The organism is Alicyclobacillus fodiniaquatilis (assembly GCF_042678105.1).
GTDB classification, from domain to species: Bacteria; Bacillota; Bacilli; order Alicyclobacillales; family Alicyclobacillaceae; genus Alicyclobacillus; species Alicyclobacillus fodiniaquatilis.
In genome coordinates, this window is the sequence record NZ_JBHUCX010000021.1 from 52911 (window position 1) to 78673 (window position 25763).

Sequence of the window (25763 nt, forward strand, 5' to 3'; positions counted from 1 at the left end):
TTCATCCCTCTTTCCTGTCTTGGATTTTCTCGTTGGTATGACATCCTGTTGGGTCAGTGACTTGCACAATCCGCCGTCCAATGGCCGTGACCATTTGTGGGACGACGGAGTTGCCTGCTTGCTTGTAGAGCTGTGTGTTCGACACACCCGCCCACTTTGCGGCGTCAAATTCCGTGTCCGTTCTGCCCATCAGCCGCCAACACTCCCGTGGCGTCAGTCGCCGGATGCGGGTTTCGAGTTGAATCTTTGCGACAGCGCCTCCGTGATGGTTCAACAGGGTGGGGGCGATGCCGTTTGGATCGAAAACGCGCCCCGTTTGGCTGGAGTCATCGGGGAGGTGTCCGATGGTTTGCACTGCGACGCCGGTGCGCATCTGATGGGCATCCAGCCCTTTGAAGTAATTGGCATCCAGGCATGTTGCAACGTCTCGTGCGAACCACTCTGCGTCTGGTCCCTGGCCTTTCCTCGTCACGAGGACGCCGTGTGGATTCGTGGTGGTCAGGGTGAACATCGGTTCATCCGGCTCCTTGAATCGCCGCCGTTGCTGCTTGCTTAGAAATCCTGGGGTGGAGACGGCGGAATAGATGGGACGGTTGGCTTCACAATGTTCTGCCTCATTTGTTTGTTCCTGGCCTCGGTGGTCTTGTTGTGATCGGCAAGCTCTTTCTGCCGACGGGACAGCAGAATCTGTTCTGCCCGCGTAGAGAGGAAGAACCGTTCGTCGACCTCGGGTTCGAGTATGTCCGATAAGGAAGACGCGTTCCCGATGCTGGGGAATACCGAACGAGGTTGCACAGAACACCGCCCATTCACAGTCGTACCCGCTTTCGGCCAGCGCAGTTTGGGCGGACAGGAAGTCGTAGCCCCGGTTGCTGGAGAGAAATCCGACAACATTTTCAGCGACCAGCCATTCGGGTCGATGGTCTTCGGGCAACGTCCGGACGAGATCGAGAACGGTGAAGAACAAGCTGCTTCGCGCGCCTTGAAATCCTTGACGTTTTCCTGCGATGGACAGATCCTGGCAGGGGAAGCCGAATGCCCAGAGGTCGGCTTGCGGGAGCGTGCCCGGTGTAACGGTTTGGATGTCATCGTGCGACCATTCTCCTTCTGTGTGAAATACCGCCTGATATGACTTGCGGGCGAACTTGTCACGTTCAACGGAGCCGACACATTGCATGCCTGCGTCCTCCAGCCCGCGACGAATGCCGCCAATGCCAGCGAATACATCGAGAAATTTGAGCGTGGGAAACATCTCCTCTGACGGATGCATGACACCGCTTCACATCAAATAGACGAGGGCGAATTTGTTGCCTTTGTTCTCGTGAACGGTTTCTTGCGGAACTGTTTGCCAAGCGGAATGCTTCGATCCCCGTTTCCGCCGCTGAGTCGAGGGAAATCCAGAAAGGACACGGCTTTCGATTCAATCCCTTGCAATACAGGCGCGAAGGGTCCGCGTTGCACAAGTTCATCTTCTGCTGCTGTCCAAATGGTGGGTGTGGGCTGATTGCGGAAGACATCGTTCCGTATGCCTTGCCAAAGTTCCAGAATGCGTTCGGATCGACGAGAATCCCGCGTGATAAACAGCACGTTGGCGCAGGTGATATCCGCCCAAAAGGTTTTGAGAACCTCGCGGTAATTCCAGAGCTTGCCGCGAAGGATCCACAAACGTTCACTTCCCGTGTCGTACTCGACATGAAAAACGGCCTCACTGCCGTTGACAAATTGGTATATGCCGATCCCGTCGGGACGCAGTGGCGTGGTCCGTTGCTGTTTCCGGTTGAAGATGGGATATCGATCCCCGCTGTCCCGCATGCCGATCCATTCGACGAGTCCCTCCTGTGCGGGACGAGTCAGGCTCTGCCGAATCAGGTCCGTGAAGAACCGATTGCTGCCATATAAATGCTCTGACTGCCCAAGCGGAAATCCGGATTGTCGGAGTAGCCACTTCCGCTCTTCCTTGGCCAGGTCGTAAGCGATACGCATCCCGGTTTTTGTCAGCACCCACCCTTTGACATTGCGCGTGAGGAACTCAAGGGAGAGGGATTCCAGCCAACCCCTGGATCTCAGGGGACGAAAGGTGTTGTGGACGGTCTTTGGTTGGTAGTGCAGCAATAGACCGAGTTGATCGGTTGTGAGCATGCTATAGCGGTGAAGTGACAGCAGGATGTCCCGTTCGATCTGACGCGGTGCGTCCATGGGCCCTCCCTCCTCTCTGTGTGCCGCCAAATGGAGATATGTCTCGCTTCGGCTGATGTGGGAAGCCCCACCCCGTGTGGGATCTGAGGGCATCCCAAATTCTTGATGTTCCCCGTAAGGTACTGCCGAACCTACTGCGGAAGTGCCTGCGGAAGGTACACGGGTTCAACATGGATATGGGTCTATTTACTGGAAGCCCATTTGTTCGTGCGTCGTTCGATTCGAGCGTTCGTACATCGCCTCGATGTCTCGATCCACCGCTTCTGCCGGTCGGCCATCTTCGCGATTGGAACGGTCAATCGCTTGCCTTGCCCAGTCTTCGTTCCCGGAGGAGACAATGGAGTTCTGCATCGTAAACAGCTCCGTAACGCCGCCTTCGAGTTTGGTGCGGACCAGTGCGTGCATCTCCGGCAGGGTCATCAGTTGGCGAGAGGAGACATCGGGTTTCAGCCACCGCGTGAGCCTGTCCGCATCCGGGCCGCCCAATTGCAACAGGATGAGGGTGCCGACGTTGCCGAGAATGCCTGCAAGGATCGGGTCGGGTAACTGGTCGAGATACTGGGTAGCCAGGAACAGGGACAGGCCAAACTTGCGATCCTCCGCGAGGATCTTTTGCAGCACATTGACGGAATACAAATGGCTCTCGTCGCCGATGAAGAGATGAAGTCGGGAGCGGTGTTCGGGTCTGCGTTTACACGTGAAATGCAGGTCAATCAAATACAGTCCGGCAACGATTTTGATGGCGTCGGTGGTACAACCGGAGCCATCAATCAACACGATGTCTCCTTCATCCATGACGGTGCGCGTGTCGATGGCGCTCTGGGTTTGGCCCAGGATGCGCCGCAGCGATGGATAGGTGGTCAGTGCGCCGAGCTTGTTCCAGATGGGACCCAAATGGTCGGCGATGTTGCGGATCTCTGCAAACTCCTGCAGCCAGAAGTATTGCAGGTGGGGCGGGAGCTTTGGAATCAGATCACTTCGGAACCGCGCATTGGAGAACAGATGCGCGATGCCAAGGACGGTTTGCGGTGGTTGCTGGAGCAGTGACAGGACATTGTTACGCAAATAGTGTTCCGAGCGTGGTCGGGAACCGGGCCACAGTTCCTGCAAGGTGGTGACGAATTCTCCCGTGATCGCCTCTGCATCGGAGCGATGGTCCATCCGAAACAGGTTGAGTCCCCGTGGGTAGTCGGTCGGGCCAAGGGGGATCACATGCACCTTGTGATGCAGGCTCGGCGGGATATGGGCGAGCAATCGTTCAATGGCCCCACCATGCGGGTCGAAGAACGTGAATCCGGGCGCGGTGTCGGGATTCGTCTGCATCTGTTCCACCAACCCCAACATGATTTGCAGAAGGGTCGTGGTTTTCCCCGACCCGGTCGCGCCCGCGAGAAATGTGTGCTTGGCGGCTTGTGCAAACGGGATGTGGATCGGTTGACCTTCTCTGCCCGGAAAGTTGGACCAGCCAAGGCGGAGTCCTTGGTTCTTCCACTTAGGAGGAGGGAGAACGAGCCCTTGGGCGGTCGCGACATAGCGAAAGCCGGGTTGTCGACTGTCCGGTAAATGAACCAGAGATGCGAGTTCCCCGGACGTCCACCACATGGGCTGGGTGGGTGTGCCCTGACGCATCGCCTTGGCAAGTCGGCGTTTGGTGATGCGGCTTGGGACGATCCACCCTGTTTCGCGCAGGTGGCCCATGGCACCTAGCACGGCATGCAAATGCGCGCGAATACTGGTGGAGCCACCGGCCAACAGACGGATCGAAACACGATACGGACGATGGTTGGACAGCAGCCTTGCACGGACCATAGGACGTTGTTCGGCGTATGGGTCTGGAACTGGTTGCATCGATTGGCTGGGTAACGGCGATTTCCCAAAAATCTCGGACAGGATTTCGGACAATGCCTTACCGGATGAACCTCTGTTTCCGGGTGGCTGCGCCTTCTTCATGAGTGTGCGACGGAACTTGGTATCGCGAATGGGTGAGAACCATACTTCAAATACCCAGCGCCCCGAGACATCCGAGCCGAAGGCGTCGAGCAAGTAGTCGAGCGGATCCCCGGCTTCTCCGACGCGGAGTGAAGCGAGGGGCAACCAGGGGTCGAGACCCTGTCCACCTTTGCGAAACGACATGGCGCGTGTGTGACGGTCGATGTGTGGATTCAGGAACGACGGCGACGGCTCAGCAATCAAATGAACCTGCGGATACGTCGAGCGAAAGGCCGACTGGATAGACGAATCGCGAACGGTGGGAACGCCCACATAGAGACGGATGATCGATTCACCGGGTTCCTTGACGATGAAAAAGCGAAAGGGCAGCGGACGTTGGGAAACGAGCATGCGCTTTTGCCACAGGATGCCAGAGAGCGACTGAAGGAACGTGTGCGCCTGTTGCGCGGATACGGGATGATCAGATGGCAATGCGACGCGGTAAAACGTAAATGGATTTGGTTTTCGTGACTGTAAGTCCGTCATGGAGTATTCACCTCCTAGTTTGGTTGAGTGTGTAATTGCGGATGAGCAATTCCCCGGATTTTCGCCCGGTCTTCTGACGGCTGATGGAGTAGTGAACGTCAACGGATTCTATGGGAAAGTCAGCATACCAGCGACGAACGTCCGGGTGGTCATTGATACTGAGCAGCCATTTGCCTTGCGTTTGAGCGAGTATGTCGCGCAACTGAAGGTGGTCGTCTTCCGTAAACGGATGTTCGTGATATCCGGTCAGGCCATAGTAGGGCGGATCGCAATAGAAAAAGGTGTCCGGTCCGTCGTACCGGGGGATGACATCCTGAAACAGTCGGTTCTCGATATACACGCCACAGAGTCGCTTGTGCGCCGCTTCGATACGGGCGTGAATGGCGGAGAAGTCGAAGGCGGGTTTGCCCCGGCCATATCCCCAATCGATCGAGTTGTTGTACTTGCCACCAAAGTGAGATTGCACCCGGTAGAAAAAGTCATAGGCGCGTGTGAGTGAATCCCGCGATGTATTGCGCCGGTCCATGATGCGGATGAACTCTTCACGGGAATAGAGCGTCCAGTCAAATTGATGGAGGAACCCTTCCAAGTCATCTTTCACCACTTGATAGAACTGAATGAGTTCGGCGTTGACGTCGGAAATCACCTCGACTTTGGACTTCGGTTTTGCAAAGAAGATCCAGCCAGCCCCAAAGAACGGCTCCACGTAACAGGTGTGTTCCGGGATCAGGGGCAGGATGACCCTGCGCAGTCGAGACTTTCCGCCTTGCCACTTGATGGGGCTTGCAATCATGCGCACACCTCCTCCGGGAACGAAAACGAGGCGGCGACTGGGGTGTCGCTGCCTCGTCTCTTTGTCCCACGCTTGTATCGTACCTCGGATAATTCGGTGAATGGTGCCATGCGAGTGCCAAACGTGTCTCGCTTTGTGATTCACGAACTTTCGATGCGCGTCCGTGCCATCTTTGCATATTCAGGATTGATCATAGAAGTTCACCTCCTTTCAGGGAAATCAAAGAGGCAGCGATGTGGATCGCCGCCTCGTCCCTTTTTACCACGTTCACATCTTACCTCGGGAAATCGGGGAAATGGTGCCAACCGAGCGCCAAACCTGTCTCACGAAGGGACTTGCTGAGAGGCGGCGTAGAGAGGTAGAGTGACGGACAAGCAAGAAGGCAAGGAGGGGAGCGAGGGATGTGCGGGTTGGTCAAGGACCTGTTGGCAGAGAAACTGATTGACGATTTTTATGAGGAACATGCGCAAACGAAGGGGGAGGGACATGAGCGGCAGAGTGATTTGAAGGAACAGCTAAAAGCGGACTTATCGGAAGACAAATATGCGCTTTTACTCCAATGGGAAGCGCGGTGCGTGGAGATGTGTGGAATTGAGTTGCGGGAGTTCTCAGATTTTGTCGCGAAGCTGATGTTGACGAATATCTATGGGCTGTGTCCCAGTGAAGAGAGTGAAGCTTCGGTCATTTGAAACAGAGCTCGGATTGTCCAATGAGGGTAGATATCATTGTGATTGCGGAAGCTCATATGGAATATCTGACCCCTGGATTAAAACAGGGGTCAGATATTCCGGAGGGGGTACATCATTCGATATGCCGCGTTTTGGGTAGTTATACGTTTTTGATAGAATGTGCCTCTGGCGTTAATGCTCCCTTATGTCCGATTAATTCGTTGCGAACTCTTATTGAGTGTCCTTGTCGCCTTTGTACTCTAAAATATCGCCTGGCTGACAATTCAAAGTCTTACATATCGCTTCTAATGTTGAAAAACGAACCGCTTTTGCCTTTCCATTTTTCAAAATGGAAATGTTCGCCATTGTAATTCCAACCCTCTCTGAAAGCTCTGTCACACTCATTTTCCGTTTTGCTAACATCACATCAATATTAATAACAATTGCCATATCCTCCACCTCAGACCGTCAAATCATTTTCTGATTTTATGTTAATCGCTTCTTGTAGAAGCCGTTGGAGGACCGCAGAAAAAACAGCAATCACCATAGAGGCGAAAATAATGAACGATCCCATTGGCGTGAAACTTGGAGGGTCAACTTTCTTCCCCATGAGAAAATAGAGTGGCATACCGAGCAGGTACAAGATTCCGATCGTGATGGCACAGTATTTTATATTCTTTAAAGCCCTTACCGATAATTCCGAGAACGCTTGATTCTTATCAATATAGCTTAAAAGTTTAAGAGCTTGATACAGTGCAAAGTAAAAAGGTATCGCCGCCGCGTACATATCGATTAAAACGAGCGATTTTATGTAAGCAATATCTGGATACAGTTCTCCAGCAAAATTCCCGATCTTAGGCACTAAAAATATGCACAATGCAAGAACTGGGATTCCGATAACAATAACAGCTAACTTTAAAAAGAGCGTCGAAACTTGTTTCATAAAAAACACCTCACTCAAATCGTTAATCATTCTTGTGGTTTTAATTCAAGGAAACTTCTTAATGGTTTTTGAAGTGTGTCCACAATGGCTGTGATGATGCTGGTTGCCAAAATTCCCATTAGACCTAGTGATATAGGACCTGCTGCGTCATCACCTGTGAATTGAGCACGCACCCTTAAATAAACTATTGCTAACAAAATGAAGAAAAGGACGGAAAACGCGCATTTTTTTATTACCTTCAAAGATTGAAGAGATAACTCAGAGAAAGCATTATTCTTTTCGATGTAGGTCAAAAGTTTAAATACTTGATACAACGCTACAGAAAACGTAATACATAGTCCATATGCACATACCAAAAGTGGATAGAGCGAGTAATCTCCAGGACGGACTATCGCATCTCTTCTGGCTGCTTCAGGCAACCAATATATACACACCGCAATTCCAATAAGACAAACAACGGCTTTTAAGAAAAAAGTTGAACCAAGTTTAACATTCATTTAAAGCACCTCACCTGATTTAACGATAAAGTAAACTTATCACATTATTTATCGTTTAACAATAAATTAAAATTGTTTATTATTATATTTTTATTGTAATTCTATTTGTATTTAACAAAACAAAGAACATTTCTCATTACAAAGAAATGCTCCTGCTTAAAAATATTCAATTTACCACTTGTGCAACTGCCCGATAGTCCCACAAGTGATCAAATTGGATCATCGTATGATTATACACCGCCAGGGCAATTCCATGTATGCTATGAATTCTGATTACGGGACAAGTCATTCAAATATCTAAATGGGCCAAATTACTACGGGGTACGTGAGTGTATTTTCTCGATTGAATTCTTAATTGAATTACTTCGTTATAAATGGATGTCCAGCGGTAGCAACACTTGCATTTCCTGAAATATGCACATGCGGAACACTTTGAAGTAAGTAGCTCGCAAACGTTTTAGCCTCATCTTCCATGACAGATGGACCCGGTGTGTCGAATTCGATGACAAGCGGTATCTGGTGCAAGAGCACATGACCAAGCGCATGGGCAATATATCGTTGTTGCGCCATTGCAGATGCTTGGATGTCATACCCCAGGAATGCGTCAGGACCCTGTCGAAAGAGAATGCCCCACATCCCGGCAGGGGTGTGGCTTGGTAACAGATGCAGGTGTAGAAGTTGACTCAGCTGGACTGGATCGTTGGTTCCATATCTGCGAACGAGTTGCGTGACCATGTGATGTATCGGTTCCATCAGTATCACCCACCCAAAGCATGCTAGATATTTGTGATTGTAAGCGCTTGCTATATGGATTGCCGTTCTTAATACATCGTTCAGTCCATTGAATGTGCATCTCAAATCATTGCCGTGCGAAAACCCCTAGAAATTCGTGGTAGAAAAAGTATAGCACCGTGGAATCGGCATGAACCTTAATATTTGTTAAGGTTCGCCAATTTTTCTACGCAGAATTGGGAATCTTGTGTAGAATTATAATAGACAATATCCACCATGCAGGAAGGGGAGAGGGCGGTGTATATCTACCCTGATTTGACCGAATCGTTTCAAACGCTCTGGAGATCAGGGTTGGTCATCAGTCCGTGGCTGGAAGGCGTGGGGGTAGAACGTTTCGAACTCGATATTCACGAGCTTCTGGGGGAGCGTTCTCGTGAGTGCGCACTGATCCATTGGACGGAAGTCGAACGGGGGCGCGTGCTCGGAGACCTGCCCGCGCCGGAACGGATGGCGCAAATTGCCGTATACGAGACGGCGGCATCGACAGCCGTCTATTTGGCGCATCAGCAGACCGGTGAGCTAGATGTCACGGAATCGATCGCGCATGAAGCGATGCGACGGGTCGAACAGTTTGTCGATGACCATGGATTTGCCACTTTGATGCAACTCTACATGTTAGAAACTTGTTGGGAGAACCTGAATGCCCTCCGGCACTTTGGCGAAATTCCGGAACGGGATTATGTGCTCGGGCTATGGCATCGACCCTGGGTGGCTTACAGCCTGGGAGAAGAGGTTTTGTTCGCCAGCGTGTTGGGAAATATCGAACTGCAAAAACGGGGAGAACATCGCTTTGTCCGATTGACGGATGAAGGATGTCGGGTGTTGCGTGCAGCGACGGACGCTTTACAGAGAGCGGGATATTTTCGACATCGTCTCGAAACATTGCGTGTCTCTCAATTTAGTCAGTTCCACAACTATGATCAGATGGATCAGGAGATTTGGCCGTACGCGATGGAACAGCGCCAGACGTTCTTGACTTGGGCTGCCGTGCAACCTGGCCAGCGTGTACTGGAACTGGGATGCGCCGATGGGGTCGTGACATTTGCGGCTGGATTGGCTGAGCGAGTGGGGCCGACTGGTTTTGTGGTGGCGGTCGATCCGTCGACGGGGATGCTGGCGCGGGCGCGGAGAAAGCAGTATCAGGCACATGTCTCTTGGGTGGAATTCCGTCGAGGCAAGGCAGAACAGTTGCCTGTGCAAGAGGAACGCTTTGACATGGCGCTCGGGGTGGGGTATTTCCATTTGACTGACCGTCCACAGGCGCTCCGTGAGATGAAGCGGGTGGTGCGTCCGGGCGGCGTCATCGCCAGTTGGCATCCCTTGAAGATGACGTTCACTGCGCCATTCTTTCGAGAGTGGTTCGAACCCATCTTTACGTTGGCGGCAATGAGAGAAGAGCAGCCCAAGGATTATTTGCTTCATCCAGACGATGCGCCCAAAGATTTCGAGAACGCCGGATTGGAACACGTTGAAACATTCGTGTCATCGTCGGTGTTAGCCTTTCAACATGCAGAGCACGTCGTGCAGCACTTCATTCGTGGCGTCGGCTGGTTTGGCGAAGAACTGGCTCCACTCCCCTGGAAGGCCAGGGAGGCGCTGATTGAAGAACTGATGGAACGTGGTCGATTCGTTTGCCAGCGCTATTCCGCTCAAGAACGCAGGATCGAGTGGCCGAGTCAGGCGATTCGGGCGCGTGTACCCAAGAACGGATGAGAGAAGCCAAGGGGAAAGGGTTGAATGAGTCTGAGAACAATGGATGAAACGAATAGGGGCAAACCCTGTGAAAGCGGGGGACGCAAAGCTATAGGGACTACGGGTTGAAGTATAACCTATTGTCAGCCAGTTGCCGTTTCGCGAAACGTCACTCCCTATGCCGGTCATCTTGCTTTCATGGGCTGCTTCATGCATGGGGGGAAGTCGTGATGGATGGAGAAAGCCGGATTGGTTTGGGCAATGACTGCTACCTCGATCTGGATGGCGCTGTATTGATAAAAGACGGACAGACGGTCTATTTGACCCCGATGACCTTTCGATTGCTGCGGTATATGGCGGATCACATGGGCAGCGTGTTAACCGTTGAAGAGCTGATTCGCCGTCTGTGGGGGAAGCAGGTCATGGTGCATCGGGATGAATTATATGTCTATATTCGAAAGATTCGCATGGCCCTCGAAGATGAGCCAAACAAGCCGCGATGTTTAAAGACCTTTCGGAATCGTGGTTATGTATTGTATCCCCGTCAAAAACATGGGTGTCGGGGAAGATTGCATATCACTTATCCGGTTCGGGTGGTTTCGGAACAGGAGAGGACAACTGGAGCGCCCGATGAATAAAATCACGAACAAAGGTCCGTTGTTCTTCCGACAAAGGAACGCCATTGTACGAAACGTGTTCTTGATTCAGCAATGTGCCCAAATCGATAGACTGCCAATCGGGTGCTCCAAGCAGGTAGTCAGGAGATACCTTTAACGCGTCTGCGAGACGTTCTAACGTGGCGCGAACAGGGAGTGAACCGATGCCGGATTCCCAGCGTTCAATGGTTCGGGCAGACAGGTGACATGGTGTGGCCAAATCGGAAATACTCATGGCGCGCGCGATGCGGGTCGTATGCAAGCGATGGGAAAAGAGGAGCATCTGATCGTCTAAGTAGCCAGCCATTTGGAGGATGTCCCCATAGGGGATACCAAGGGCTTGGGATAGGGGGGCCAATGTGCTGGCCTTTGGCTTTCGTTTCCCGTTCTCTAGCAAGGAGATGTAACCTGGCGTGAGGTTGGCGCGTTTCGCCACTTCACGTATGGTGAGTTTTTTTTCTTTGCGCTGTCTGCGCAACCAGGCTCCGAACGCCTCGTCCATATACATCCATCCTGTCCCCTGATTCTGAGCCGATGATACCATCCGTTGAGCAGGTGCGCAATGAAAAAGTTAGCAAAAGTAATCAAAGATGTGATTGCTCGTTCCGAAACAGGCGGATTATGATGGGCTTACCACAATTGTGCAGGGAGGCGGAATGATGGCAAAGGTATCTGGACCAATTCGAGTGTACCCGGAAGCATTCACCCGCGCACGTATTCTGAAAGGCTTGTCTCAAAGAGAACTGGCTCGATTAACTCAATACAGCATTGCCTACGTGAGTCAGCTGGAACGAGGGCACCGCAATCCGAGCCCGCACGCGGCGCAACAATTTTGTCTGGTGTTGGACAAGCCGTTTGACGCGCTTTTTTATCTTGTTGATGTTAACAAAAGTAAACAGGAGAAAGCGGAGGCGATACATCGTGCTTGATGAAAAACGTCCGACACGCCCCGAATCTGATCAACAACGTCATCCAGACGGTAGTCAGCCCTACCCACAGGATCGGCGGGCTTATGAGAACATGATGCGTCATGACGCGTATCGTCGGGTGAAGGGGCGTGTCCGTCAGACGAAGTGGGTGGATCAGGAATGATGGATCCGCGAATGCGGCAGATTGAAACATGGTTGTATGCCTATCCATCCTGGAAACGTCGAGTCAAGAATTTGCAAGCGCAATTGAACGACTACCCAAGAGTGGGATGGTTCAGCACCGTGCCCTCCTTCCCGCAGGGAGAAACCAGTGATCCCACGTACGACGCGGTGGAAAGGCGATGGATTCTGGAAGAAGAACATATTCGACCCTTGCTGTTTTGGATTGGACTGATCGACAATGCGTTGGCTGTCCTCACGGATGAGGAGATGACGCTGGTCCGGCTGAAGTACTTTGAACAGAAAAATAACACCATCGTTTGGGAAGAGATGTATATATCCCGCAGAGCCTTTTTCCGATTGCGCATGGCCGTGCTTCATCGGCTGTTTGAAGTACTGGGCGGCGAGTTTGCGCTGATTTGGGAGACGACGGATCCGGAATGGAGTCCTGCATCGAGATAGGGGAGCGGCCGTTTAGCGGCCGCCAGATGTCTCTTCATCCAGTTGATGGCGCAGAATCGTGTGAAGCGAGTGTGTAAAACGATGGATAGCATCGGGGGTTGGATGATTGAACGTCACGGTGATGGTGACGTCATTTTCTTTGAATGTCACGCTCCTTGTACCATCCGAGTTTTGGCGCTCACATACGCGTTGTCTTGATAATTCAGGTGAAAACAGATTCATCCGAACAAGCCTCCTTGGTGAAATGCAGGGTTGAGAACGCTGCGGTGGACGACCCATGAAGTACTTGACTTCACCATTGCAGGGAGTGAATCTCTTCCATATAGACCCCCGGTAGAGTGGAGTATAGTTCCTATGAATAAGTGGTGGGTGCCAGGACCGTGACAAACCCGTCTCGGGGTCAACAGGTAAATCATCGTCAATCGGTTGGCACGCTGGTGGCACTCATGCGGTGTTTTTCTATGATAGGTTCTTGATAAGCGCGAGAAGGAGGATGAACGACATGAAGAAATCAAGCAGAATCCTACTTTCGACGATGGTAGTATGTATATCTGGCTATGTACCAGCCGTCCATGCAAAGATGATTCAGACGGTGTACACGGCTCCCACCCAATTGGTGTTGAATGGGAAAGACGAGTCCAATCCGGTGCATCTCGTTCGGCGGGAGAGCGTCAAATCGGAACCGACAAGCTGGCTGCCGATTTGGTATCTGTTTGGGACGTTGACGAACCTGAGTATCCATAGTACATGGAACGGACATGACTGGAATTTGACTCTGCCAAGCAGTATGCCGGTTGATTGGTCGAACCCTCCAAAGAAATCGACAAATTCATCTGATGTGTCGATTGAAATCAATGGAACGCCCGTTGAATACGCTCCGCGATATGCTTATCGGGACTCGAGCGGGCACAAGATGACCTCGTATATTCCAATTTGGTACTTGATGCAAGCACTGAAGCGAGTCGGGATCACGTCCACCTGGGACGGAACATCATGGTCAATGACCACAGAAGAATCCACGCCCCATGCAACCAAGCTACAGGTGGTCAAAGACTTTGTGAATACCTTGCACATGTCACCGGATACATCGGGTTCAAATCCATATGATGATGTGAGTGCAGCGGACTGGCCATACGTGAATGCGGTGATTCAAAAAGGATACTTCACGGCGGACAGTGGAAGTCATTTTGGTTCGACAGACGCTGTGAATGTGGAGACGGTAGATCATGCGTATCAGTTGTATGTGGGCATCCCAGACAGTGACATCACATGGAACGCCGGGGGGAACACGGTCGCCTGGGCGAACGCGGTGGAATTGAATCAGGGTGTTGGAACGGGTATTTTAACGAACGCAAGCGAAACGCAGTTGATGTCCAATCTCTCTGCGCTCTATCACGGATATTCAGAGAATTCGAACGGCACGTACCGTCTATGGTTTCAGCCGTATGACGCCAAGGTTGCGTTTGCTCACAATCCAGACGTCACTGCAGCCATGGCCTCCTCGGGGCAAGCGAATACATTTTCACTTGCGGATCAGATCACTTTTTCAGTCCAAGGAAACGGTAAGCTAACGTTCGTTCTTCCGTGGCTGTCGGATCAAAACAAAATGGAAATCACCTGTGGCTCCTTGTATAACCCATCAGGGAATCATACGGAATACAGCTTGGATCAAGGGGGAACTTGGCATCAAGCAACTGGTTTCTATGGATTCGATTCACGAGATCCGGGAAACGGGGGAACAGAAACAAATGCCAGCGAGGTGTGGGTACAGACCGAACAACATGCGGAATTGGGCATCAGCGAGATTTTCCCCAACCACGATATTACATTTGTCCAGACGGATTTGATTCCATCTTCAAGCGCTGCAATCCCACAAATCACAGACAGTAGTGGCCAGCCAGTTTGGAAAGGGTGACATACGGGATTATCGTTCTTCAGCTTCGGAAACAATCGAATAAAACAACAAGGAAAGCCTACCCATCGGGTGTAGCAGCTTTCCTTTTTGATCTGTGTTCACTCAAAATGAAAGGAAGTCGACTGATGAATCGATGGAACAGACGCTGTATTCAGGCCAGTATTTCAATTGTTTCTATCTTTTCTGTTCTTGTGATGACTCCGAGTGTGGCGTTTGCGTATATCAGTCGAACGGATAATCCTTCGGGAACAGCGGGGACGATTATTCCGAATGGACAAATTCAAGGAGGGACATCATTTTTAATCCAACAGACGAATGATACATCTCTCATGCTGATTCAAGATCGTGGTGATCTCTATAAATACGGCACGGACGGAATTCCCATCTACAACGGAAACGATACGCTCGGTGGCATCTGGGGCTTTGACCACGTGAGTCACGATGGCGTACCGGTCACCGAAAATAATGGCTACAAAATGATTGGACAATCGACCATCTCACAATGGATCGCTGCACTGAAGGGCGATCCTTCGTATGTCGAGGCACGCCTTTGGAACACCACATTTGTGGACAGTGCCGGACAGACTTTCCCTGTATCAAATATCTCCCAAATTGTCGCCGAAAGCGGTGCCGCGTTTGCGCCTGAAACCAATGGGGACTGGTTTGATGAACCCGTATATGCGACCGATCCGCCAAAAGCTCAGATCACCATCGTCGGACCGAACAGCGTGCAACAGGGAACGCCAATCCAGTTTGCCAACCATGTATCTGTCGAAGCCTATCACACCAAGTACCACTTCGAATGGATTACCGTGAAGAACGCGAATGGAGAGGATGTCACCGCCAAGTGCTTTAACGAAAACGCCTTGCAGGGGAAGGCTCCATACAACGGGGAAACATTGACCGGTCCGAGTGGTCAACCGATGGTCGAGGTGCAAGGAGGGGGAACCACCTCGTTTCCTCCGTCGTTTGTTGAAACGACGGATGGTGGCAGTTCGCAACCGAATGAAATCCATACGACGAATCTAAGTCCCGGTCATTATGTGATCGAGTTGGATGTGAAAGACTGGTTCAATCGATCTGCCACCACGGCTACAGTGGATTTCACCGTGAACCAAGCGTCGTCTTCACCTGGTTCTCCGCCGACGCAGCCGTCACAACCGAGTGGACCCACATGCCCGGCTCCAACGATTCCATCAAAGCCTGCAAATGAAGTGCTTTCGTACAACTGGTCTCCGGACGGAACCGGCGGGCAGATGCTTACCTGGACGGATACAAATTGGCAACTGCAAACGACCACGAACAGCAACGGGTGCATGGAATATAAGTGGCAGGACGATCCGGTGACATACCATCACGATTATCCACTGAACGTAAGCAACCTCCAAATCACCGGACTTTTTTACGATCCAGGCCAACCGGGGGATATCTGGTCTCCAACGAATCCAGGAGTCTCACAACATAATGCAGATGCCAATTCGGATGGGTCCACGGATGGCGGGAATCAGGCGTTGCCCACCTATGGCGATCCGACTCGTTACCCGGCTGTCTATGTACGAGTGGGGGGAGGTGTTGCCTTTCGACTGAAATGGACCGGTTCTCCACATGACATGCCAAGCCGCGCGAACGTGACATGTCAGTTGGCGAACCCGGATGGAGAATCGAATAGGTGGACGCAGACGTTTTCGTTGCTACCCGATACGGTGGTGAATGATGGAGATGTACCTGTATGGGATCCGAACGGCAATGGATATCCGCCACCTGCTACGGAGTATGGGTGGGTGTACACGGCCATTCCTAAATACGCGACAACAGGTGTCCCGAACGACTTTTCTCAACTGACTGCATGGAACTTGACTGGCGATCCCACGACGAGTGCGCACCTAGGGGCGACGGTGACGTTCACGACAGGGGAAGGCTCCACCGTGACGTGGAGCGAGACCGACTTGGCGCAAACCCTCGGCTATCCGACGTGGTATTACTTGCATCAAACGCCGGACGCGACAGCGAAATATGAACAGGCTCAACCAACGTGGAATCGAGCTTACACCACCGAATCGTTGCCGAAGCTGAACAAGCAGGGCCAATTAATCCCGAGTCCTTTGGTGTCTGGACCGTAGATCTGATGTGAAATTCTAATCTGCTGAATCGTGAGAAACATGGGGCACTGTCGCTTTAACCATATCGGGCCCGGTTCGTAATGCCGCTCAGTATTCAAGTTCTGATGCTCTGTCGTCAATCCTACGTAACAACGGAGGTTCTTCAACCAGTCAATTGCTCCTTATCACAGCTACGCTGGCGTATCCCTAGACAGTAACCCCCATTAGGTCTACAACATTTTCTGCTCCAAATAAATCAATGGCACCCGCTAGCATAGCCTGCGTTGGCTTGGGACAATAAACAACTAGATTTTCTTTTACCCGTGTACAACAAACATAGAACAGCTTCTGTGTACGACTCAAAATTCTTTGAAAGCTCTGTTGCCTTGAAGTCGTCAATGTATATTGAATATTTGGATTCAACAAATATTCAAAGTTATAGTTATTCCATCCGCCATTATGTAATACTACCAATACATTTTCGAATTCCAATCCCTTTATCTTATGCTGAGTTGACAAAGGCACAAACCCCTCAAGATATCTATACAGATTTTGAAATATATAAAAGGGTATGTTCTTCACACGCCAATAAAGGTATTCATTGGCGCTTATGAAGCCACTTAAATTATCATCGACTATGCACAGACCATTTCGATCCGCGAAACTAATGACTTCCTCGATAGAGGCATTACTCATATCAGCAAGGGTATTAATAGTACTTTTCAGGTTCGTTTTGTGCGCAACACTTAGGATTCTGTACGACGTTTTCTGAATCACCTCGTTATAGGATTTTTTGTTATACAGTTCTATAATATTCTGTATCTTAAACAAATGCTGTATCAATCGGTCGCGCTTTGGCTCCCGCACAATAACACCGTCTATGACAACTTTGTCATCAATGAGACTATCTTTGTCCAAGTAAATGCTCTGAATCTTGCTGTAAGGCCAGTCTTTAACGTGACCGTATAACTGAGCCGCGATATCATCATCCAGCAAGACGTCCTTATGATGTCGCCCTTTGTTTGCACCCTTTACGTAACTCCAAGGAACAGAAGTGACGACATGATCGAATGTGTCACTGGGCTCAATTTCTACGCCCTGCTTTTTCACTTCTCTCCTGAAATCTTGCTTGAATTTGAACAAAGGATCAGCATCGTACACGGACATTAGCTCTGAGAAACCAGCCTCCTCAGCAATCAGGTTATGAGTAAGCCTAAGCTCTTTCGTCGTTCGCGAATTTGAGAAGTCCCAACCACTACACCAAGGAGAAGACCTTACCTCGTTAAGATCAAATTCATTGGAATATAAGAACTTTACTGATCCCGACTTAACCATTCCGTTGATCATATTAGGAGCAGTATGGTCCTCCGACGGTTCTTGCTCTAATCCGTCGGTTCGTAGATTGTTTGCAAGACGAATAACTAATTCAGGGTTTCGTCGATTTTGTTTTTTCTCGACCTTTTGGATGACTCCTTCCCAAACATAATTTTCAATGTCTCCAACACCACTCTCGTATATCGCCTGCATGGAGTCACCAAAGAAACCAATAACGTTTCGTCTGTCGCTTTGGCGAAGTTGAGACAGCAGAATTTCAATAACTAAGGGAGAGGTGTCTTGATATTCGTCTACAAAGATGAAAGGATACTTGTCCTTTAGAATGTCACTAAGCTTGACGTATTTGCTGTACATTGCATGAGCTAAAATAAGAACTTCATCGTGAGAAATTACACCCTCCTTTAAATTTAAGTATTCCTTGTACTGAACTCCATTCTCGAATTCACCAGAAAACCTCTCTCCATCATCTGTGGTTTTAATTTCGTTTGAGGGATCGTTTATCAGGTCAATCAAGGTTTCCTTCATTTCCCTTTGAAAGGGTGCGATTGATTCCCAAAGGAAATCATGAATGGTAGTAACCTTAAGATTTCTGATCTCCGCTCTGTTTTTGATTTCAATAGCAGCTGCGTTTGTGTACGATATGCATGCAATATGTGCAGATGGGTATTTTTCAGAAAGCCTCTTAAGGGTTTGTACCAGAGTATACGTTTTCCCACTTCCAGCTCCACCACTCAACAAGAAATTGTTACCGCTTTCAATATGGTGCAGAATCTCATTTATTTCATTTTGAGATCTTCTCTCAGCCACAACAATCCCTCCTTAATGTATCGCGGTGTTTCCCAGTTAGAAAAGTCAATTCCATCCGCGCTCAAACTGTTGAGTAAAATGTCCATAGCAAAGGAGGCTTTGCTCTTGATACATTTCTCGGCTAAGCAGAAAGCATCATATTTATAAGCTCCCCCCTCATTCGTTTCCGACAAACAATCCCTATGTTTCAGACTCACAAAAAGGCTTGCGTTATCAACCACAAACTTCCTGTTAACATGGAAGAATGCGTCTTCAAAACTACGCGGATAATATGCATCATTGCCATTAACCGTTTCAAGTGTCTGGTAGACTAGCATAAGCGAACCATCATCGTCAGCCGTCCAGCTTCCACTTGTGTCTGTTAGCGCTTTTTGGCTTAGGGGTAGCTCAGTAAAAAAACTAAGTTGCGTGCCAGTAGCCTCTTTCATAGGAGAGGAATAATAGTGTTTCAGCGCACCATTCGTTGTGTGCGTCCCAGTCTCGACGGTGCTAGCAACAATGTCTGTGGCATATTGACCATCCTTGTTGGGACTATCACGTTTCCGCTCTATGCCTGCATCGATGTCCGTTATAATCAATGTTTTGATTCCAATAAATGATAGGAATTTATCGAATATCTGCGAATGCGCTCCAACTTCAATTAGCGAGATGTTCTGTGACAAGAGGGGAATTGCGTATCGCGACGTTTCTTCTTGATCTAGTTTTCTCATCATAGCGGGCAAGAGTATTCTCTCTGTGTCACCTTCAAAAAGGATGGCCTTATCCGCAAAGAATATTTCTGCACAGTTCAACGTCAGGTACTGTTTGAGAAACTTGAAATGATTGTCTTCTGGATCCTTTTCATCCTTGTAAGCGATTTTTAAATCCTTGAGGTTCTTTGAATATACACGCGCCTGCGACACCATTCGGAAATATTTAATGTCATCAAAATCACATGCTGAAACAATGTGAGAGGAATGCGTAGTGACAATCGTCTGTAGATGAAACTTCTTGACTATGTTTTCCCCGCAAGAACCTTCATGCAGTAGCGCTTTTATGTTTTTAATAAAAACATACTGCATTTGCGGATGTGTATGGGCTTCGGGTTCTTCGATAAACAGCAGATTAATGTCCGCTGGAGTAGCAGCCTCATCTTTATCGTATCTGAACTCACTTAGAATAGTTTCTATCTCAAAAATAACATTAATCAAATTTAGATATCCTAACCCGTTGTAACTCTCAGGAAGTTGATGGTTATCAGCCTCATATACGACAGTTGTGTTGCCTCTCAGCAATTGTTGCTGACTAAGAGTTGAAATGATCTTGACAACAGTTTCATTTTCGCGAATACCACCAAACTTCTTAACCTTCTGGATTACATCATCAAATATTCCTTGATAAATCTCTGTCAACGATGAATCAGTCTTAATTAATTCATCTTCAAATTTCTGAACCACCGGATCGCTGTCGTCTGTCTTAGTTCTTTCATAATACTTGTTTGATAAAGCTGATAATGTGCCATCATTATCCGAATTAACGGTATCTCGCCTAGCTGCAACATACTTGAAAGAAACTACCTTACCGAAGTCCACTACTTTTGAATCAAGTATTCGATACTCTGTTTCGATCGGTTTCTGCGAAACAACATCAAATAAGATGGCTTTCTTCTTAATTTGGAAAAATCTCCTGTGCTTCGTCCGCATAAAGGTATTGAAGCTTGCGGACATTTCTACGCTAGGATCTTCGTTAGGTGAAGTTCGAGCATAGTATTGTGAAAATGATTCCACTAGGGATGACATTTTTTCTAGACTCAGCGTGTATTCAAATTTCACAACAACTGTATTATTATCTGGATCGAGGTCCAACATCAGAGGATTGATATTTGCGAGGTTATCATTCTTGTCATATTTGATAAAAAGATATAATTCTATGCCTCTTTTATAAATTGAATCCCACTTAGCGCCGTTTCCCTGAACTGCTTCAAATAGTGAATTCTTGAACTCAAGATTGAAATCATCGTACATAAAGGTATTGGATGTGCTTCTGTCTCCGATGAATTTATTCAAAATTGAAAGCACTGAAGTTTTTCCGGTGTTGTTCTTACCAATGATCAGTGAGAGATTTCGTTCTAAATCCAACTTCAAATCTTTCAAGAGACGATAGTTATATATCTCTATTTTAGAAATTTCCATTTCATTCGCCCTGCTTTCTTCAGCCCTTTGGTATTAGCCCTGTCCTACCTCCAGATGCCTAGAGTTAGCGTTTCAATACACATTCTACCATTACCGACCCGAAATAGTATAGTGTGACACACTAACGTTGTGTTAAAATTTTCGACGTTTCTCAATGGCTGACGATTGACAGAGAGGATGAGACTGACTGATTGTTCGAGCCCTTCGACTTCTTTCCTGACTAAGGGACGTGGTCGCTTGACGGGCACCGTCTTGATCTTTCCATTGTCTAGCCAATCTCCGATGTCTGCGAGGAGGAGACCTTCCTAAACCGGAGGCCGTTTTCCAGCCGTAGATGAGGAATTTGCAGTCGTTGGTTAGCACCTGAAGTCTACCTATTCATTTGATAGAGTAACTATTGCGGTATGTTCTGCCCAATTGTCCCATATCGATTTTACAAAATCAGTGCATTTTTATACGGCCCTGAAACAACAACCCACCGCGACTTTACGACCGCGATGGTAGTTCGGAGTATAGCATTTATTTGTGCGCAGACAGATCTATTTTCTGTGATCACTACTTGATCCCAGACGTATGTAGCCTTTTCATTGCTCCCATAGATATAGAAGCGGGACAGTTTTGGCACTCTGGCGGCACCCATTCCCTGATCTCAAGTGATACCGTGTACGTGATGGGAGGTGGACCAAGGCAAACCAGGGTTCTCGCTAGAACATCTCGTCATTCACACCACAATCACAAATCTTTGTATCCCAGGAAGGAGCGTGTAGCCTTGCTGTATTTGGCATTGGGATCAGACCTTCGAGAACGCTACAAAGAGAGTGTTTGGCTGGCCTATGTCCAGCAAATCGAGAGGACCGAGTTTTGTGCATCGGACACGCTGGTCGTCTGCGAGTGGATGTTTACCAGGCGCGATGTCCTGATGCAAACCTTGAGCCAGGTCCGGAACCAGGGGGCGAGAGTCGTTTTCATTGGCTCGTCTCTTCATGAAACAGAGGACTTCAAACGGGAACTCTGTCAGCTTGGAATCTATGATTTCTTATTCGTCGGGAACGAATTGGTTCTGCAAGATTTAGACCATCTGCTCGAACACGCGCGTTCTATCGGGGATGTCGACATGTATTTGCAACGAGAAGAAGCCGGTCTAATGGAACCGCCTACATTGGTAGACGTGTTTACGACAAAGGACGAGCCATTCTCATGGTCGCCATTAGAAGATGGCAGCGCGAAGACAGGGTTGTCTCGTTTCGATGCCCTGCTGGATTCCCCGGAGGCACAGGAACCGGAGCAACCAGTACGAACAGCGCACAAGTTCATCTGGCCTGACCCATCCCCGGTGCGCGTGCGCATTTTGGGAGCGCGTGGTTGTGGCAAGAGTTTTGTCGCGTTACAGATTGCGGCGCTGTGTCAGCAGAATGAACTTTCTACAGCCATCATTGAGGACGATTTGACCACACTATCTCGTTGGTGCGACGAGACTTGGCAATCCAACCTGTATTCATCGGAACCACCACAGGGATATCGCGTGATTTTGGATACGCGTTCAGATGCCAGCACACAGCTGTCAGATGTCGATCTCCTGCTCTGGGTCATGTGGCCGGATTGGACCCGAATGGCAGAAACCGTGCGCGCATGGTCAGCGGAGCCCGAAGTTCAAAGCCGGCTGATCTGCTTGGTGAATCACCATACACCGGGGGTACTGCGTCAGGACTTTTCGGATGTAGAGACCATGTATATCCCTCACGAACCGCGTCAATTCCATGCGATTCGAATGAAAACCCCATTGGTCTGTCTGGATGTTCGTTTCGCCAAGTGGCTGATGCCGGTGGTAGACCGGATATCTGCTTGCTTTGTTGATCCCAATCGCAGGGGTGCAGAGGGAGGAACCTTGGATGCTGTTGCTGCTGGAACCTGATCGTGTGAGGCAAGCCGAAGCGCTGGCTGCGGCAGAACGCGCAGGGCTGAAACTAAGCGCGGTGGACCATGAGGAGAAGTTGTCGACCATCGATGTCACTGCTGTCGAGTTGGTGTTGGTTGGAGCGGATTGGCCAGGAGTAGGGCAGATTCAGGGTCTCGGATTTGTGTGTCCCTTCATTTATGTAGGAAGTTCTGACGATGATGCAGCCTACGAGAAGGCTCGACAACTTCGCTGTGTAGATGTTGTAACCTATCCACTCTCCATGGACTATCTGAAACGCTGGATTCAGGAAGCGGAGCCGGAAGAGAAGGAACCTGTGTCAAGCACGTCCATGACGCCGATGGAAGCCATTCTCAAACGCCACCGACTACCCAGACCCACCATAATAACGGCACACACAAATGAAAAAGACATTCCTGTGGGCGACCCGGATCCGCTCCTTCGCGGACGGGTCGTTGTCATTCACAGCGCCCGTGGCGGTGTCGGGAAGTCCACCCTGACTGCATTATTGGCGCGCACCTTGTCCAGGCAGCGTCTCGCGGTTGGTGTGATCGACCTTGATCCGAAGGGGAATCTCCAGGCGATCCATCACCAACCTGCCGCCATGACCGCGGATGATTTCACTCGTTTACCGACGCAGATGGACGAATCGGCATTCAAAGATTCGCTGGTTCAAGTGGATGACTGGTATCTGCTGCCGAGTGGTCGGGCGCGGAACGGTCTGGATGAGACGACCCTGCGACGGCTCATTCATCCGTTCTGTCGGTATTTTGACGTGGTTCTGATCGATACCAGCCCGTCTGCCACGACGACGTATACGGCGCTTGAACTGGCGGATCGGGTCGTGTTCACGATGACCCCGGAATGGATGGCGTTCAAACGCTTCCTCGAAGAGTACGAGCTGGTTCGCCATATGAAGACGGCGTCCCATGTGGTGATGGCGGTGAATCGAATTCGGGTCAATGTGTCGGAACATCGGCGTGTGCTGCGCTTGTTGCAAGAAGCGGATGTCGCTTCGGACATCGTGCAGATCCCGGAAGATCGGCGACTGTATCGCGATGTCATGACCGCGAGTCCGCTCACAGGCAGCCGCAAAGTATCGGCAGGCGTCGTTCAGGTGATGGATGCACTGCATTTGCTCCCGAGGGTGGATGACGCAAGGAAACGACGTACACTGCGGGAGGTGTTTTCACGATGAGGAAAAGTACCCTGGCGTTTGGCACAGGTGCCTTGTTCGCGGTGTTGGCAGGCGTGATCGGCGCGGTCGTTCTCACACGGGCTTCGAACACGGAGACCGTGGTGGTCTCCACACACACGATTTTCCCGTACACACGTATTCAATCGAGGGATGTCACCACCGTCACCGTGCCGAAAACGAGTGGTATCGCAGGATTAGCCACCAGCAAGAAATCGGTTGTCGGACAGTATCTTTCATTCGCGGTTCCCAAAGGAGACCCGATTACCGCCGCAGACTTGAACCCGTCAGGCGGCAGTTTCTCGACGTTCCTGACGCAGTACACCGAACGCACGGGACAGACGGGGATGTTGATGGCCCTGCCTGTGCAGTCCACCTTGGCTTCGGTCGTGAATCCTGGCGAAAGCATCGCGCTCATCATCCCGCAACAGAATGGCGAGTCCCAGTCGTTGACCACGCTGGAGCCGGTTCCGGTGCTGAATGTGCTGACAAAGCAAAAAGGCGGGACACCGACTGCGCTCCTCATTTTCGTCACGGAAAAGGATTACCGCGTCCTGGCCCCGGCGATTCTCAACAACAATGTGCAGGTCGGGCTTATCCCACAAAACGGATCGTTTAAGGCACCGACGTCCATTTCACTGACTTCACCAACGCCGTCCCAAGCGACCGGAACTGCGGCCACCCCCACCGTCACGTCATCACCGCCAACTGACGTGAACGCACAAGGAGGGAAGCCGTGATGGATAAGCAGATCGAGATGTATCTTGAACGATTGAAAGCAGTGGCGCTGGAGCATCCCCGGATGCGGGAGCCGGGTGTCACTCGCTCAGATATGCACGCGTTTCTGTACCGACATTGTACGGAACCAGAGACGTTCGTTCCCGTGGCGCAGCGGGAGAAAGTGATCACGACACTGCTTAACACATGGTATCAGTTTGATGTGCTGCAGTCGGTGATGGACGATCCGCTGGTGACCGATGTGCATGTGATCGGCACGACGACGATTGTACAAAAGGGTGGGCAAAAGATCGAAATCCCGGTTGCCCGCTTCTCCTCGGAAACGGCACTGAATGAATTCATCGAACGTCAACTCGACGGAACGCCGTATCTATATTCGCAATCCGATCCGATGACCGACGCGATTCTGCGCGGTGGGTATCGTTTGAATGTGGTCGGCGGCCCAGGTACAAGGTACACCGTTTGGGACGCGGAGGGCCGAATTGTTACGGAACCACGGACGATCGCCAGCATCCGCAAGCCGATTTATCCGTTTACGCTCGATGATTTGGTGAGCCTCAGCTTAATGGATGTAGAAACCCGAGCGTTCATTCGACTCATGATGCAGTTGGGAGATAGTTTCATTCTGGCAGGTGGCGTTGGTTGTGGGAAAACGACGCTGATGAACGCGATGACCGGAGACATCCCATCCGGGCAGTTGAACATCATCATCGAAGAGTTGCCAGAGATGGCTCCACTCTGTGAATGGGCGATTCGGCTGACGGACCGGGCGGAGAATCACGAAGGCAAGGGCCGGATCGACATGGTTCGGAATTTGATCAACTCCCTGCGCATGAACGGGGAAAACGAATTTATCGGCGAAGTGCGGTCTTCGCAGATTGCGTACTTGTTTCTTCGCACGAGCCTCATTGTGAAGCGGCAGACCGGGACGACCTTTCACAGTCATGTCGGAATTCGATCCGGTGTGGAAGGAACGCTCACCCGTTTCCTGTTGGAGTCGGCAGATGGGGCGGGGAGTCGGGCGTCGTACCTGAACATCGCGAGCATGATGGGGGACAAAATCCGGTTTGTGTTCACCCTGCGGGATACGCGTCATGGCAAACGGGTGACGGAGATTGGGGAAATTCTCGGTTTTAACTTTGGCGAACGAGCGCTCTTCTGGCAACCGATCATGAGCTACGACGCAGTAACGGATACGTTTCACTTTCACGGTATCACCGAAGCGATGCGGGAACGTGCGATGGTGGAGGGACTGGATGTAGACCTTCCATCCAACCACGAAGCGGTGCGGTTGTACCGTATCGCGGGATAGAGGGAGGACGACTG

At 50.2% G+C, this 25763-nt stretch carries 24 protein-coding genes and 1 riboswitch; of the genes, 12 read left to right on the forward strand and 12 right to left on the reverse strand.

Annotation, left to right across the window (positions count from 1 at the left end; genetic code table 11):
* Position 1 precedes the first annotated feature (1 nt).
* The 4 genes from ACFSB2_RS08810 to ACFSB2_RS08825 all read right to left on the reverse strand — a co-directional run bounded on the left by ACFSB2_RS08810 (position 2) and on the right by ACFSB2_RS08825 (position 5464).
* Entirely contained in the window at positions 2 to 1270 is a 1269-nt protein-coding gene (locus tag ACFSB2_RS08810; protein ID WP_377942664.1) for a DNA cytosine methyltransferase, read from the reverse strand.
* Positions 1271 to 1284: 14 nt separating this feature from the next.
* The gene (locus ACFSB2_RS08815; RefSeq protein ID WP_377942665.1) at positions 1285 to 2196 is read right to left on the reverse strand and encodes a replication-relaxation family protein; all 912 of its coding nucleotides are present in this window, start codon (positions 2194 to 2196) and stop codon (positions 1285 to 1287) included.
* Positions 2197 to 2382: 186 nt separating this feature from the next.
* Entirely contained in the window at positions 2383 to 4671 is a 2289-nt protein-coding gene (locus ACFSB2_RS08820) for a type IV secretory system conjugative DNA transfer family protein (protein ID WP_377942666.1), read from the reverse strand.
* Between the two features lie 7 nt (positions 4672 to 4678).
* Entirely contained in the window at positions 4679 to 5464 is a 786-nt protein-coding gene (locus ACFSB2_RS08825; protein WP_377942667.1) for a DNA adenine methylase, read from the reverse strand.
* Positions 5465 to 5865: 401 nt separating this feature from the next.
* Here ACFSB2_RS08825 and ACFSB2_RS08830 point away from each other — a divergent pair, with 401 nt between their 5' ends.
* A complete protein-coding gene (locus ACFSB2_RS08830) occupies positions 5866 to 6153 on the forward strand; it encodes a hypothetical protein (protein WP_377942668.1) in 288 nt (95 codons plus the stop codon).
* Between the two features lie 210 nt (positions 6154 to 6363).
* On the opposite strand, the gene ACFSB2_RS08835 is transcribed toward ACFSB2_RS08830, so the two are convergent.
* The 4 genes from ACFSB2_RS08835 to ACFSB2_RS08850 all read right to left on the reverse strand — a co-directional run bounded on the left by ACFSB2_RS08835 (position 6364) and on the right by ACFSB2_RS08850 (position 8325).
* A complete protein-coding gene (locus tag ACFSB2_RS08835; protein ID WP_377942669.1) occupies positions 6364 to 6582 on the reverse strand; it encodes a helix-turn-helix domain-containing protein in 219 nt (72 codons plus the stop codon).
* Between the two features lie 10 nt (positions 6583 to 6592).
* Positions 6593 to 7075 (reverse strand): DUF2975 domain-containing protein, encoded by a 483-nt coding sequence (locus ACFSB2_RS08840; protein ID WP_377942670.1) that lies wholly within the window; start codon positions 7073 to 7075, stop codon positions 6593 to 6595.
* A 26-nt stretch (positions 7076 to 7101) separates the two neighbouring features.
* Positions 7102 to 7572, reverse strand: coding sequence for a DUF2975 domain-containing protein (locus ACFSB2_RS08845; RefSeq protein ID WP_377942671.1), 471 nt, complete (start codon positions 7570 to 7572; stop codon positions 7102 to 7104).
* Between the two features lie 360 nt (positions 7573 to 7932).
* Positions 7933 to 8325, reverse strand: coding sequence for an ImmA/IrrE family metallo-endopeptidase (locus ACFSB2_RS08850; RefSeq protein WP_377942672.1), 393 nt, complete (start codon positions 8323 to 8325; stop codon positions 7933 to 7935).
* A gap of 276 nt (positions 8326 to 8601) precedes the next feature.
* Between ACFSB2_RS08850 and ACFSB2_RS08855 the strand changes: the two genes are divergently transcribed.
* Both ACFSB2_RS08855 and ACFSB2_RS08860 read left to right on the forward strand, forming a co-directional pair.
* Positions 8602 to 10077, forward strand: a complete 1476-nt coding sequence (locus tag ACFSB2_RS08855) for a methyltransferase domain-containing protein (protein WP_377942673.1) — start codon at positions 8602 to 8604, stop codon at positions 10075 to 10077.
* A 47-nt stretch (positions 10078 to 10124) separates the two neighbouring features.
* Positions 10125 to 10215: riboswitch (cyclic di-GMP riboswitch) on the forward strand.
* A 71-nt stretch (positions 10216 to 10286) separates the two neighbouring features.
* On the forward strand, positions 10287 to 10694 hold the full coding sequence (locus ACFSB2_RS08860; protein WP_377942674.1) for a winged helix-turn-helix domain-containing protein: 408 nt from the start codon (positions 10287 to 10289) through the stop codon (positions 10692 to 10694).
* Here the strand turns inward: ACFSB2_RS08860 and ACFSB2_RS08865 are convergent.
* Positions 10633 to 11220, reverse strand: a complete 588-nt coding sequence (locus tag ACFSB2_RS08865) for a helix-turn-helix domain-containing protein (RefSeq protein WP_377942675.1) — start codon at positions 11218 to 11220, stop codon at positions 10633 to 10635. The genes ACFSB2_RS08860 and ACFSB2_RS08865 overlap by 62 nt on opposite strands.
* Before the next feature lie 151 nt (positions 11221 to 11371).
* On the opposite strand from ACFSB2_RS08865, the gene ACFSB2_RS08870 reads away from it, so the two are divergent.
* The 3 genes from ACFSB2_RS08870 to ACFSB2_RS08880 are packed head-to-tail and all read left to right on the forward strand — an operon-like array spanning position 11372 to position 12262.
* Positions 11372 to 11641, forward strand: a complete 270-nt coding sequence (locus ACFSB2_RS08870) for a helix-turn-helix domain-containing protein (protein WP_377942676.1) — start codon at positions 11372 to 11374, stop codon at positions 11639 to 11641.
* Positions 11634 to 11804, forward strand: a complete 171-nt coding sequence (locus tag ACFSB2_RS08875; protein WP_377942677.1) for a hypothetical protein — start codon at positions 11634 to 11636, stop codon at positions 11802 to 11804. Before ACFSB2_RS08870 ends, ACFSB2_RS08875 begins: the two co-directional genes overlap by 8 nt.
* Positions 11801 to 12262: a hypothetical protein gene (locus ACFSB2_RS08880; protein WP_377942678.1), complete on the forward strand. Its 462-nt coding sequence runs from the start codon at positions 11801 to 11803 to the stop codon at positions 12260 to 12262. Before ACFSB2_RS08875 ends, ACFSB2_RS08880 begins: the two co-directional genes overlap by 4 nt.
* A 12-nt stretch (positions 12263 to 12274) precedes the next feature.
* On the opposite strand, the gene ACFSB2_RS08885 is transcribed toward ACFSB2_RS08880, so the two are convergent.
* The gene (locus ACFSB2_RS08885; protein WP_377942679.1) at positions 12275 to 12484 is read right to left on the reverse strand and encodes a hypothetical protein; all 210 of its coding nucleotides are present in this window, start codon (positions 12482 to 12484) and stop codon (positions 12275 to 12277) included.
* A 280-nt stretch (positions 12485 to 12764) separates the two neighbouring features.
* On the opposite strand from ACFSB2_RS08885, the gene ACFSB2_RS08890 reads away from it, so the two are divergent.
* Both ACFSB2_RS08890 and ACFSB2_RS08895 read left to right on the forward strand, forming a co-directional pair.
* The gene (locus tag ACFSB2_RS08890) at positions 12765 to 14177 is read left to right on the forward strand and encodes a hypothetical protein (protein WP_377942680.1); all 1413 of its coding nucleotides are present in this window, start codon (positions 12765 to 12767) and stop codon (positions 14175 to 14177) included.
* 125 nt (positions 14178 to 14302) lie between these two features.
* Positions 14303 to 16297 carry a hypothetical protein gene (locus ACFSB2_RS08895; protein WP_377942681.1) on the forward strand — a complete coding sequence of 665 codons (1995 nt, stop codon included), beginning with the start codon at positions 14303 to 14305 and terminating at the stop codon, positions 16295 to 16297.
* 186 nt (positions 16298 to 16483) lie between these two features.
* On the opposite strand, the gene ACFSB2_RS08900 is transcribed toward ACFSB2_RS08895, so the two are convergent.
* Positions 16484 to 18418, reverse strand: coding sequence for a UvrD-helicase domain-containing protein (locus ACFSB2_RS08900; protein WP_377942682.1), 1935 nt, complete (start codon positions 18416 to 18418; stop codon positions 16484 to 16486).
* Positions 18388 to 20589 (reverse strand): ATP-dependent endonuclease, encoded by a 2202-nt coding sequence (locus ACFSB2_RS08905; RefSeq protein WP_377942683.1) that lies wholly within the window; start codon positions 20587 to 20589, stop codon positions 18388 to 18390. Before ACFSB2_RS08905 ends, ACFSB2_RS08900 begins: the two co-directional genes overlap by 31 nt.
* Before the next feature lie 769 nt (positions 20590 to 21358).
* On the opposite strand from ACFSB2_RS08905, the gene ACFSB2_RS08910 reads away from it, so the two are divergent.
* From ACFSB2_RS08910 to ACFSB2_RS08925, 4 genes are read left to right on the forward strand one after another with little or no spacing between them, the layout of a single operon-like run.
* Positions 21359 to 22501, forward strand: a complete 1143-nt coding sequence (locus ACFSB2_RS08910) for a hypothetical protein (protein ID WP_377942684.1) — start codon at positions 21359 to 21361, stop codon at positions 22499 to 22501.
* Positions 22479 to 23702, forward strand: a complete 1224-nt coding sequence (locus tag ACFSB2_RS08915) for a ParA family protein (protein WP_377942685.1) — start codon at positions 22479 to 22481, stop codon at positions 23700 to 23702. Before ACFSB2_RS08910 ends, ACFSB2_RS08915 begins: the two co-directional genes overlap by 23 nt.
* The gene (locus ACFSB2_RS08920; RefSeq protein WP_377942686.1) at positions 23699 to 24439 is read left to right on the forward strand and encodes an SAF domain-containing protein; all 741 of its coding nucleotides are present in this window, start codon (positions 23699 to 23701) and stop codon (positions 24437 to 24439) included. Before ACFSB2_RS08915 ends, ACFSB2_RS08920 begins: the two co-directional genes overlap by 4 nt.
* Positions 24439 to 25749 (forward strand): ATPase, T2SS/T4P/T4SS family, encoded by a 1311-nt coding sequence (locus tag ACFSB2_RS08925; protein ID WP_377942687.1) that lies wholly within the window; start codon positions 24439 to 24441, stop codon positions 25747 to 25749. Before ACFSB2_RS08920 ends, ACFSB2_RS08925 begins: the two co-directional genes overlap by 1 nt.
* Positions 25750 to 25763 lie beyond the last annotated feature (14 nt).

What these genes read in the sequence shown, in the direction of transcription:
- ACFSB2_RS08810 (WP_377942664.1), bottom strand. Translation starts at nt 1,270, where the DNA reads ATGCATCCGTCAGAGGAGATGTTTCCCACGCTCAAATTTCTCGATGTA.
- ACFSB2_RS08815 (WP_377942665.1), bottom strand. Translation starts at nt 2,196, where the DNA reads ATGGACGCACCGCGTCAGATCGAACGGGACATCCTGCTGTCACTTCAC.
- ACFSB2_RS08820 (WP_377942666.1), bottom strand. Translation starts at nt 4,671, where the DNA reads ATGACGGACTTACAGTCACGAAAACCAAATCCATTTACGTTTTACCGC.
- ACFSB2_RS08825 (WP_377942667.1), bottom strand. Translation starts at nt 5,464, where the DNA reads ATGATTGCAAGCCCCATCAAGTGGCAAGGCGGAAAGTCTCGACTGCGC.
- ACFSB2_RS08830 (WP_377942668.1), top strand. Translation starts at nt 5,866, where the DNA reads ATGTGCGGGTTGGTCAAGGACCTGTTGGCAGAGAAACTGATTGACGAT.
- ACFSB2_RS08835 (WP_377942669.1), bottom strand. Translation starts at nt 6,582, where the DNA reads ATGGCAATTGTTATTAATATTGATGTGATGTTAGCAAAACGGAAAATG.
- ACFSB2_RS08840 (WP_377942670.1), bottom strand. Translation starts at nt 7,075, where the DNA reads ATGAAACAAGTTTCGACGCTCTTTTTAAAGTTAGCTGTTATTGTTATC.
- ACFSB2_RS08845 (WP_377942671.1), bottom strand. Translation starts at nt 7,572, where the DNA reads ATGAATGTTAAACTTGGTTCAACTTTTTTCTTAAAAGCCGTTGTTTGT.
- ACFSB2_RS08850 (WP_377942672.1), bottom strand. Translation starts at nt 8,325, where the DNA reads ATGGAACCGATACATCACATGGTCACGCAACTCGTTCGCAGATATGGA.
- ACFSB2_RS08860 (WP_377942674.1), top strand. Translation starts at nt 10,287, where the DNA reads ATGGATGGAGAAAGCCGGATTGGTTTGGGCAATGACTGCTACCTCGAT.
- ACFSB2_RS08865 (WP_377942675.1), bottom strand. Translation starts at nt 11,220, where the DNA reads ATGTATATGGACGAGGCGTTCGGAGCCTGGTTGCGCAGACAGCGCAAA.
- ACFSB2_RS08870 (WP_377942676.1), top strand. Translation starts at nt 11,372, where the DNA reads ATGGCAAAGGTATCTGGACCAATTCGAGTGTACCCGGAAGCATTCACC.
- ACFSB2_RS08880 (WP_377942678.1), top strand. Translation starts at nt 11,801, where the DNA reads ATGATGGATCCGCGAATGCGGCAGATTGAAACATGGTTGTATGCCTAT.
- ACFSB2_RS08885 (WP_377942679.1), bottom strand. Translation starts at nt 12,484, where the DNA reads ATGAATCTGTTTTCACCTGAATTATCAAGACAACGCGTATGTGAGCGC.
- ACFSB2_RS08890 (WP_377942680.1), top strand. Translation starts at nt 12,765, where the DNA reads ATGAAGAAATCAAGCAGAATCCTACTTTCGACGATGGTAGTATGTATA.
- ACFSB2_RS08895 (WP_377942681.1), top strand. Translation starts at nt 14,303, where the DNA reads ATGAATCGATGGAACAGACGCTGTATTCAGGCCAGTATTTCAATTGTT.
- ACFSB2_RS08905 (WP_377942683.1), bottom strand. Translation starts at nt 20,589, where the DNA reads ATGGAAATTTCTAAAATAGAGATATATAACTATCGTCTCTTGAAAGAT.
- ACFSB2_RS08915 (WP_377942685.1), top strand. Translation starts at nt 22,479, where the DNA reads ATGCTGTTGCTGCTGGAACCTGATCGTGTGAGGCAAGCCGAAGCGCTG.
- ACFSB2_RS08920 (WP_377942686.1), top strand. Translation starts at nt 23,699, where the DNA reads ATGAGGAAAAGTACCCTGGCGTTTGGCACAGGTGCCTTGTTCGCGGTG.
- ACFSB2_RS08925 (WP_377942687.1), top strand. Translation starts at nt 24,439, where the DNA reads ATGGATAAGCAGATCGAGATGTATCTTGAACGATTGAAAGCAGTGGCG.